Origin of the sequence: Streptomyces sp. WM6378 (assembly GCF_001279695.1) — a bacterium.
Taxonomy (GTDB): domain Bacteria; phylum Actinomycetota; class Actinomycetes; order Streptomycetales; family Streptomycetaceae; genus Streptomyces.
The window spans coordinates 1-8,490 of record NZ_LGDD01000073.1 but is presented as its reverse complement, the minus strand read 5'-3'; the positions used below and the strand labels follow the sequence as shown (position 1 = coordinate 8,490).

General features: G+C 72.6%; 10 protein-coding genes. 4 read left to right on the top strand and 6 right to left on the bottom strand.

The features are described 5' to 3' along the window. A partial coding sequence (locus ADK54_RS09565; RefSeq protein WP_053725129.1) for a flavin-containing monooxygenase occupies nt 1-843 on the bottom strand: 843 nt, incomplete at its 3' end. Between the two features lie 220 nt (nt 844-1,063). Here ADK54_RS09565 and ADK54_RS09560 point away from each other — a divergent pair. Continuing rightward, nucleotides 1,064-1,516 (top strand): hypothetical protein, encoded by a 453-nt coding sequence (locus ADK54_RS09560; RefSeq protein ID WP_053725128.1) that lies wholly within the window; start codon nt 1,064-1,066, stop codon nt 1,514-1,516. Next, nucleotides 1,513-1,953: a Zn-ribbon domain-containing OB-fold protein gene (locus tag ADK54_RS09555; protein ID WP_107090498.1), complete on the top strand. Its 441-nt coding sequence runs from the start codon at nt 1,513-1,515 to the stop codon at nt 1,951-1,953. The genes ADK54_RS09560 and ADK54_RS09555 overlap by 4 nt, the downstream gene beginning before the upstream one ends. An 11-nt stretch (nt 1,954-1,964) precedes the next feature. Here the strand turns inward: ADK54_RS09555 and ADK54_RS48750 are convergent, their stop codons facing one another. Continuing rightward, nucleotides 1,965-3,326: a DUF4157 domain-containing protein gene (locus tag ADK54_RS48750; RefSeq protein ID WP_053725126.1), complete on the bottom strand. Its 1,362-nt coding sequence runs from the start codon at nt 3,324-3,326 to the stop codon at nt 1,965-1,967. A 438-nt stretch (nt 3,327-3,764) separates the two neighbouring features. Here ADK54_RS48750 and ADK54_RS09545 point away from each other — a divergent pair, with 438 nt between their 5' ends. After that, nucleotides 3,765-4,322 carry a GNAT family N-acetyltransferase gene (locus ADK54_RS09545; protein WP_053725125.1) on the top strand — a complete coding sequence of 186 codons (558 nt, stop codon included), beginning with the start codon at nt 3,765-3,767 and terminating at the stop codon, nt 4,320-4,322. Nucleotides 4,323-4,441: 119 nt separating this feature from the next. On the opposite strand, the gene ADK54_RS09540 is transcribed toward ADK54_RS09545, so the two are convergent. Then, entirely contained in the window at nt 4,442-5,194 is a 753-nt protein-coding gene (locus tag ADK54_RS09540; RefSeq protein WP_234391989.1) for a response regulator transcription factor, read from the bottom strand. Further along, the gene (locus tag ADK54_RS09535; RefSeq protein WP_053725124.1) at nt 5,191-6,429 is read right to left on the bottom strand and encodes a sensor histidine kinase; all 1,239 of its coding nucleotides are present in this window, start codon (nt 6,427-6,429) and stop codon (nt 5,191-5,193) included. Before ADK54_RS09535 ends, ADK54_RS09540 begins: the two co-directional genes overlap by 4 nt. A 213-nt stretch (nt 6,430-6,642) precedes the next feature. Between ADK54_RS09535 and ADK54_RS09530 the strand changes: the two genes are divergently transcribed. Next, a complete protein-coding gene (locus ADK54_RS09530; protein ID WP_053725123.1) occupies nt 6,643-6,942 on the top strand; it encodes a hypothetical protein in 300 nt (99 codons plus the stop codon). A 122-nt stretch (nt 6,943-7,064) separates the two neighbouring features. On the opposite strand, the gene ADK54_RS09525 is transcribed toward ADK54_RS09530, so the two are convergent. Then, nucleotides 7,065-7,724 (bottom strand): pyridoxine/pyridoxamine 5'-phosphate oxidase, encoded by a 660-nt coding sequence (locus ADK54_RS09525; protein ID WP_053725122.1) that lies wholly within the window; start codon nt 7,722-7,724, stop codon nt 7,065-7,067. A 53-nt stretch (nt 7,725-7,777) separates the two neighbouring features. Then, complete coding sequence (locus ADK54_RS09520; protein ID WP_053725121.1) at nt 7,778-8,368, bottom strand: GNAT family N-acetyltransferase; 591 nt, start codon at nt 8,366-8,368, stop codon at nt 7,778-7,780. Nucleotides 8,369-8,490 lie beyond the last annotated feature (122 nt).

Genomic DNA, 8,490 nt, shown 5'->3' with positions numbered 1-8,490 from the left:
GCCCCGCACCGCGTCGATCAGCCCCACGTCCTGCACCGGGATCGCCCCCTCCCGCACCCGCGAGTACAGCCCCCCGGCCGGCCGGGGCAGCCCGTACGCGGAGAGGTCCGGCACGGAGAGCCGTTCGGTCACCGACGCCGCCCGGTCCACCAGGCGTACCGGAAGCCGGCGCACCAGGATGCCGGTCGCCTGCGCGGGCCACCCCGCCGTGGACCGGCGCAGGATGTGCGGCGCGGTCCGCACCGCGAGCCGCACCCGCCCGGCCCCGCCGTCGGCGAGGTCGGCCGCGATCTCGGCCCCGGTGTTGCCGGCCCCGACGACGAGGACGTCCCGGCCGGCGTAGGGCGCCGGGTTGCGGTACCGGCTCGCGTGCACGAGTTCACCCGTGTACGTCTCGGCCCCGGCCCACTCGGGAACGTACGGCGTGTGGTTGTACCCCGTGGCCACCACCACGGCCGACGTCGAAAGCCGCCGCCCGCCGGTCGCGTACAGCACCCACCCCTCGCCCTCGGGCCCCCGCTCGATCCGCTCGACCTCGACCCCGGTGACGATCTCCAGCTCGTGGAAGTCCGCGTACTTCTCCAGGTAGCGCACCACGTCGTCGCGCGACACCCACCGCCCGAACCGGCGCGGAATCCGCAGCCCGGGCAGTGAGGACAGGCGCCGCGTGGTGTGCAGGTGGAGCCGGTCGTAGTGGCGCCGCCAGGAGGCGGCCACGGCGTCGGACTTCTCCAGTACGACGACCCGGACGCCCCGCCCGCGCAGCGCGGCGGCGACGGCGAGCCCGCCGGGCCCGGCGCCGATCACGTAGACGGGGTTCGCGGGGTTGGTGGTGTCGGCCATGAACGCTGAGCGTAACGGCGCGAACACTTGATGGGTCTCGGTCAAGACCGGAATCGGTTGCGATCTGATCACGCACGCACACGCCCCGCACACACACGCCCCGCACACACGCCCTGCATGCACGCGTCTTCCGGTCGCGCCTACCCCTTGCGCACACGCCCCGTATCCGCTGAACTGACGTACCGTCAGAAACTGAGCCCTACTGGAGAAAGGGGCCCGCGTGGACTCGATCTGGCTCGGCGGCGCCGAATGGCTGGCCGTCCTGCGCATCGGCCTCGGGCTGTGGTGGCTGGAGAGCTGGCGGCACAAGGACAAGAAGGGCTGGTTCGAGCGCGGCACCGGCATCGCCTGGGCGGCCGACGTCGCCGCCAAGCACAAGTGGAACGCCGTCCGCAGCGGCTTCGACGTCGTGGTCAGGCCTCGGCCCAAGACCATGGCGTACGTCGTCGTCTATGCCGAACTCGCCCTGGGGCTAGGCCTGGTGGCCGGGTTCCTGACGCCGGTCGCCCTCGTGGCCGGGCTCCTCCTCAACCTCCTCTACCTGGTCCTGATGATCCACGACTGGGCCGAGCAGGGCCAGAACGCGATGATGGCGCTCATCTCGCTCGTCGCCCTCGGCGCCGTGTCGTGGCAGACCTGGTCCCTGGACGACGCGATGGGACTGTTCCAATGACCCCCACGACTCCGATGACCCCCACGACGGTGAACGCCGCCACTCCGGAGGCCGACGCCTTCACCCGCCCGTACTGGGACGCGGCCGCCGAGGGCCGGCTCCTCGTCCGGCACTGCTCGGCCTGCGACCGCCCGCACCACTACCCGCGCGAGTTCTGCCCGTACTGCTGGAGCGAGGACCTGACCTGGCGGCCGGCGAGCGGCCGGGCCACGCTCTACACCTGGTCCGTCGTGCACCGCAACGACCTGCCGCCGTTCGGCGACCGCGTCCCCTACGTCGCCGCCGTCGTCGACCTGGCCGAGGGCCCCCGGATGATGACCGAGGTCGTCGGCTGCCCGGAGGCGGAGCTGCGGATCGGGATGGAGCTGTACGTGACGTTCCGGGCCGGGACCGAGGACGGCGTGACGGTGCCGGTGTTCGGCCCCAACCCGGGCTGACCGCAAGGGAGTTACTTCTTCAGCGGCTTGCGGGTCGGGTTGTACAGCCCCTTCGGTAGGAAGGTCGACGTGGGCACGTTCTGGGCCACGCAGTACTCGTCGAGCCGCTGGCGCTGTCCGGCGCCCTTCCCCTCCTTCGGGGGAGGGGTCTCCCGGGTCAGGTACGGGATGTAGACGAAGTCCCCCCGGGTCTGGGCGCCGGTCAGTGCCTTCCCGTAGTACTCGTACCCGCCACCGGTCGCGGCGGGCAGGAAGTCGTGGTACTTCCCGGCCCTGACGTCGGCGGCCGCGAGCTTGAAGAAGCTGTACCCCGTGATGTGCGCCCGGTTCAGCTGCTGGTCCGCGGCCAGCTCGTCCACGGTCATCCCGTTGTCGACCTCGGTCCACTTCGCCGGGTCGAAGTCGGCGACCCTCAGGTTCTTGGTGAGGGCGAGGATGCCCTTGAGGGTCTTGACGGTCTCGTCGTTCTCGATGCCGGGCTTCTTGAGGCGGTCGCCCAGGTCGGTGAGCTCGTTGAACTTCTTGTCCTTGAGCGGGGAGAAGTACTTGCCGTCGGTGTCGATGTCGTCGCCGTTCGCCGACGGCTCCGCCCGGATGGACGTGTTGGGGCCGACGAACTGATTGCCCGCCTGCCACTCGAAGAAGGAGTGGCGGATGTCCAGGAACGAGATGCCGCACTCGGTGTCGGTGTTCGGGTTGGCCTTGTCGGCGAGCCTCTTGCGCAGGGCCCTGCGGTATTCGGGGGTGTTCTCGTTCTCCGGCACCGCCACCTTGAGGTTGGCCAGCATCTCCTTGCTGAGCTCGTCGGGAACCGAGGAGGTGAGCACCTCCAGCTTCTCGGCGTCGCTCAGCCGGTTGAGGGCGCCCGTCAGCGTGGAGTGGGCCACGATGTGGTGCGCGGTCGTCGTCCACCCGTCGTGGTCGGCGGCCTTGGCGTACGGGTTGTCCCCGCGCCGCTGGACGGCCGGCACCGCCGGCGCGGGAGCCGCCGCGGACCGCTGGGCTGCCACGGGGCCGTCCGCCACGGACCGCTGGGCGGCCACCGCCGCCTCCGGGACGGGCCCCGACATCGCCCGCGTCGCGTTGGCCTCGGCTTCCTTCTCGAAGCGGTCGGAGGGGTCGGAGACCTTGAGGCCGGAGCCGTTGTCGGTGCCCGTGACCGGGCCCTGGCGCTGCTGGATGACGTGGGTCAGTTCGTGGGCCAGGGTGTGCTTGTCGGCTCCGCCGTCGCCGATGACGACGTGGCTGCCCGAGGTGTACGCGCGGGCGCATGTCCGTACGGGTCGCGCTGTCGAGGGGCCGGCCGCCGGACCGCAGCACGTCGTGCACGGCGGAGCGCTGCACCTGCGGCTCCTCGGCCTGCTGGTGCCCACACCCGGCACCGTGCTGATGCCGCTCCCGCGCACCGTCGTGCCCGGCCCCGCGCAGCAGCTGCACGACGGCGGCGTTGCCCGCGCTGCCCTGAAGGGCCAGGAGCGTGGACGACGGCGTCCCGGCGCCGCCGACCGGTCCGGTGGTCGAGGGGGTACGGCCCGGGGCGCGGCCGTTCTTCTCCTCGGACGCCGGTCGTCGGGCGTTGCCTTCAGCGCGCATGGATCCTCTTCCGCAGGTTCAGCAGGGTTCAGCAGGTTCCGGAGGCAGAACACAACTCTCCTCCTGCCTATCGGGTTTGGGGCTGCGGCGACAGGGGCGGGAGGGCTGTGCGAGAGGGCAGCATCGGAGGTACGGTCGGCACCGCGTGCGTGCCTGCCCGGACACATGACCCGTGAAATTCCCGGCCTGCCCGGGCGGCCCGGGGGTTGAATGGCGGCATGGACCACCAGCTCATATCCGCCGACCTGCGCGGCCACGGCCTGCGCCTGCGCACCTGGCGCGCCGACGACGTCCAGACCCTGCTGCGCGGGGTACGGGACCCCGAGTACCTGCGCTGGAACACCCACAACACCCCCGTCGAGGACGAGGCGGCAGCGGCCGAACTGCTGCGGCTGCGGGCGCTGGGATGGGCGCGGGGCGAGTTCGCCACGTACTGCGTCACGGACGAGACCGACGGGACGGTGCTCGGCCACGTGGGCCTCAACTCGGTCCAGTGGCCCGTGCGTTGTGGCCGGGCCGGCTACTGGACGCTCCCCGAGGCGAGGGGCCGGGGCGTGGCGGGCCGCGCCCTGGACCTGCTCACCCGCTGGGCCTTCGAACAGGTCGGCCTGCACCGCATCGAGCTGGGCCACGCGGTGGGGCACGAGGTGTCGTGCCGCGTGGCGGAGCGGGGCGGGTACGCGGCGGAGGGGACGCTGCGGGGGGCCATGTTCGAGGCCCAGCGCCGGGACGCGTTCCGTGACCTGCACCTTCATGCGCGGCTTGCGACGGACTGAGAGCGCTTGTGGAATGCCGGTGCGGCACAGCGCCCCGTTTAAGGGGCGCGGGGAACTGCGCGACCAGCCACCGACGGCCCGCAGTCGAATATCCGCTGTCCTCCCGCCCCGCACGGAGCTCAGCCCGTGAACCCCGGCACCACCAGCCCCGACTCGTACGCGATCACCACCGCATGGGTGCGGTTCTGCGCTCCCAGCTTCGCCAGTACGTTCCCGACGTGCGTCTTCACCGTCTCCAGGCTCACCGTGAGCGCCCTCGCGATCTCCGGGTTGGACAGGCCCGTGGCCATCGACCGCAGGACCTCCTCCTCGCGGTCCGTCAGTGCGGCCCTCGGCAGTGCCTCGGCGGAGTCGAGGGGGCGGGCCGCGACCATGCGGCGCAGGGCCGTCGGGAAGAGGATCGCCTCGCCCGCCGCCACCACCCGCACCGCTTCCGCGATCTGCGGGACCGGGCGCCGCTTGAGCACGAACCCGCTGGCCCCCGCGCTGAGCGCGGCCGTGACGTAGCCGTCGTTCTCGAAGGTGGTGATCACCACGACCCTCGGCGGCTCGACTGACTCCGCCGACCCCGCCGATACAGTCAACTCCGTTGATTCCGCGAGGAGTTGACGGGTCGCCTCGATGCCGTTGCACCGTGGCATCCGTACGTCCATCAGGACCACGTCCGGCCGCAGCAGCCGGGCCTGTTCGACCGCCTCGACGCCGTCGGCGGCCTCCCCGACCACCGTGATCCCCGGCTGCGCCCCGAGCAGCAGACGCAGACCGCTGCGGGTCACCGCGTCGTCGTCCGCGATCAGGAGGGTGACGTCGCCGTTCCCGCCGTTCCCGCCGGGGCCGGCCGTGGCGGCCTCACCCGGGCCGGAACCCGTCATGCCGACGCCCGTACCGGTAGCCGGACCGCCAGTCGCCAGCGCTGCGGGCCGTCCGGGCCGGCCTCGATCTCGCCGTGCAGCAGCCGTACGCGCTCGGTCAGGCCGGGCAGCCCGTGCCCGGACGTCGGGAAGCCGCCCGCGCCCGGGCCCGTCCGGTTGACCACACTGAGCTCAAGGACGTCCCGCGTGGCCGCCACCCGGACCTCGATCGGGCCGCCCGCGCCGTGCCGCAGGGCGTTCGTCAGGCCCTCCTGCACGATCCGGTACGCCGCCCGCGAGAGCGTGCCCCGCACCTGCGCCAGGTCGCCCAACAGCTCCGGCTCCACAACCGCGCCCGCGTGCCGCAGCCGGTCGAGCAGTTCGGGCAGGTCGGCCAGGGTGCGGGTCGGTGCCGCCTCCGCCTCCGTCTTCTCCTCGCGCAGGACGCCCAGGACGTAGTCCAGGTCCTCAAGCGCGGCCCGCGCCGACTCCTCGATGCCGCGCAGGGCGCCGCGCGCCGCCACCGGATCGGCTGCGAGCAGCTCGCCCGCCACCGCGGCCTGGATCGTCGTCGCGGTCAGCGTGTGTCCGATGGAGTCGTGCAACTCGTGGGCAAGGCGGTTGCGTTCGGCGAGCCGCCGTTCCCGCTCGGCGGCCAGCGCGAGCCGCTCGGCGGACGAGGGGCCGAGCAGCCGGGGCGCCAGCCACCGCAGGGCGTACGTCACCGCCGCGCACACGGTCGCTCCGAGCAGTGCGCAGCCGAGCGCCATCGCCCAGCTCGACCAGCCGCCCTGCGCCCGCACCGTCCAGCCGAACAGACTCAGCCCCGCCTCGGCATCGAGCCAGCCGCCCGGGAGGGTGAGGGCGGCGACGAACAGCACGCCGCTCACCAGCGCCGCCGTCCACCCCAGTGCCACGTGCAGCAGGAGCCAGAGGGGAGTCCGCCAGCGGTCGGCAGCGGGCTCGACGCCGGGGCGGCGTACGGGCACGGGATCCGGCAGCGGCACGCGCAGCAGCCGGCGGGCGGCCGGGACCAGCGCCCGCCGCGTGGTCCGGGCGAGCCCGACCGCGCCGATGAGCGCCGCCCAGGCGAGCAGACCCAGACTCATCCGCACGCCATACGGAGCGGACCGCAACGCCAGCGTCGGCAGCATCGCGAAAGGCGCCAGCGGAAGGCTCGCCAAGGCGCCGCAAGAGGCGAACAGCGCGCCCGCGTATGTGGAGCCGCGTAGCAGCGGCCGGATTCCCCTGAACATGATCCGGTCAGTATGACCGGGCCCCTGACCTGCGGCATCCCTCGATCGGGGGAGGGGATTCTCCCGCCTTTCCGCGATGTGCGGCCGCGGCCCCCGAAGCCAGGATCGAGCCCTGAGCACGTGACGGGAGGACGGTTGATGAACACGCCAGAAGCCGCGCAGGGGTTGGGGCGGCCAGGGACAGCGGCGCCGCCGAACAGGAACGGTCTCGCGATGACCGCCGTGGTCCTCGGGGCCATCAGCCTGAGCACGTCGGTCCTCGTCATCGGCGGCCCGCTCGGCGTCATCGGCCTGGTCCTGGGCGTCGTCGCCCTGGTCACGACCGGGCGGACCGGCACCGGCCGGGGCAAGGCCGTCGCCGCCGTGGTGACGTCGGCCCTCGCGATCGTGGTGTCCGTCCTGGTCGTCGTCCTCATGGTTTGGTACGCGAACCACACACAGGCCTGCTACCGGCCGGACAGCTTCCACCAGTACACGCAGTGCGTCCGCGAGCAGCTGGCCCACAGCGACTGATACCCCAATTACACCTAGCCATCGAGGAGTTGACTATGCGTGAGCAGGCTTGGCGAAGGTCCGGCCGAGGCAGGGAGGTGACGGTCGCGACCCGAGGCCATGACCGGGCTGCGGCGCAGGCCCTACGGCCAGAGGAGCTCGCGGGTCCAGCCGGACGCCTCGCGGCGGTACCGCAGCCGCACGTGCCGGCGCCGGGCGTCGCCCTGGAAGAACTCGACCTCGGTGGGTTCCAGTACGTACCGGGTCCAGGTGGGTACCGACATCAGCGGATCGGCCTCCGCCCGCCGCCAAGCGGTTTCGGACGCGTCCACCAACTCCCGGTATTCATCCAGTACTTCACTCATCCGGCCGACCAGTGCCGCGGCCAGCGCCCCGGTCGAGCGGGCGTGCAGATCGGCCTGCGAGGCGGCCTGACCGGCCGGGGTGACGGTGCCGCGCACCCGGACCTGGCGGCCCACCGCGGGCCAGTAGAAGCCGAGGGCCGCGACGGGGCGGGCGGCGAGCTGGCGCCCCTTCGCGCTGGTGGAGTGCGAGGCGAAGTGCCAGCCGTCGTCGTCGGCGTCGTGCAGCATGAGGGTGCGGATGTCGGGCCGCCCCGCCTCGTCGACCGTGGCGAGCGACATGGTGTGCGGCTCGGCCTGCCCCGCCCTCGCGGCGTGCATCAGCCACTCCTGGAACAGGGGGAGGGGGGTGGCGGGCGCGCCGGCCGGGTCGAAGGGGGGAAGCTCTACGTCCCAGACGCGGAGGGTGTGCAGAAACTCGCGGAATTCCATGCGGGCCATTGTCCGGGCCCCGGGCCCGCCGGTCCCGGAACCTCCCGGCTCACCCCCGCCGGTCAACGGCTCGCCGAGCCTTCGGCCGCCTCGCCCGCCTTGCCCGCTCGCGCGGCGAGCCAGTCCTCGCGCGTCAGCTCGTACTCGACCTCACCGAGCTCGGTGCCCGGGATGGGGTCCTCGAACTCCTCGAAGTACGTGCGTACGTAGCCGAGCCCCGCCCGCTCCATGACGCTGCGGGAGCGGTCGTTGACGTACATGGTGTTCGCGGTGATGCGGGACAGGCCCAGGTCGCCGAACCCCTTCTCGATCAGCGCGAGGGCACCCTCGATGGCGTACCCCTTGCCCCAGGCGGACCGCCGCAGCCGGTAGCCGAGGTCACCCGGGCTGTCGCCCATGGGGCGCAGACAGTGCCAGCCGATGAACTCGCCCGTGTCGCGCAGATGCGTCGCCCAGAAGCCGCCCGTGGGGTACGCCCGTACCATCCGCTCGAAGGACCCGGCGCGGACCTCGGCGCGGGTCTGGGGGCGGCCGCCGGTGAGGTACCGCATGACCTCCGGGTCGCTGTCGAGCTCGACCACCAGGTCCAGGTCGGTCTCGGTGTCGGCGAATGCGCGCAGTCCGAGGCGGGGCGTGGTGAGGAAGTAGTCCATGGGGACGATCGTGCGGGGCGGAGCCCCGGCCGTCCTGCCCGGTCCGGGCGGAGCCCCGGCCCGCTCAGCCCCGGCCCAGCACAATCGTCCCCGACGAGCAGAACCATCCCCCCGTCCCCGAC